This window comes from Vibrio sp. 811, assembly GCF_033339195.1.
In genome coordinates, this window is the sequence record NZ_JAWOUB010000165.1 from 1 (window position 1) to 925 (window position 925).

General features: G+C 40.0%; 1 protein-coding gene. It reads right to left on the reverse strand.

From position 1 onward, the window contains the following. Positions 1-728 precede the first annotated feature (728 nt). A partial coding sequence (locus tag R7Q46_RS25580) for a hypothetical protein (protein WP_318077997.1) occupies positions 729-925 on the reverse strand: 197 nt, incomplete at its 5' end.

Sequence of the window (925 nt, forward strand, 5' to 3'; positions counted from 1 at the left end):
AATATTCGTCAAGAACTTGTTTATTTACGTAGAAATGTAACTCTGTTTTCAATGGATTTTCTACTTCACATTCCGGCAACGAGAGCTGACCAGCTTTAGTCGTATACGATATTATGACTAACATTATCAAACAGCTGAGAATTTTCATTGTACCTCTTTGATAGCTAACGCCGCATTAAGGGGTGAACAACGCAAACCACCCGACCTAAACCATTGTGCCGTAAACACTTAAGCTAATTCAAACCAAAACTGCCAAGCGTTGTGAATCCCTCTTGAATGCTTTGTTAGTTGCCAAACCTAAAGCTTTGATTTGATGTTAATTACCGCTTTGCCAACACTAGTTTTACGTTTTTTAAGAAACCCAAATCAGGCGCAGTTTCAAAGCGCCTGTCACTGAAACCACTTGGAATTTACAACGCCGTAGAAAACGGACTTTGAACACCAAACAAACCTTTTGGAACGACAATGCAACAGAGCAGACTTTCAACAAACTAATCGGCTTCTGAAACAGAAAACCCAAACCGCACAAGAAACCAAAGCACGACTTTCACAAACCCAAATAACTAGAAATTGAAATGCGAAAAACCTAGCCAAAAACACATGGACATTAGCCCTAAACATTCTGCTCTAGGTACATTTTTCCTCGTTGGCAACTAACGCCGCATTAAGGTGCGAACAACGCTAAACGCCTAACCCAAACCATTGAACCTTAAACACCAAAGCCGAGTTTAAACTGAAATCGCCAAGCGTTGTGAGTCACTCTTAAATGCTTTGTTAGGCGCTTCACGCAAATAGTTAAAATTGGATTTAGAAAACCACCCTTTGGGAAAAAGAAATACACGTAATCCACTGAACTTAATTAAAACCCCAATGCTAAAGCGGCTAAGTCTCTGAAGCCCACTGCAACCAAAACACCAAAGAAATT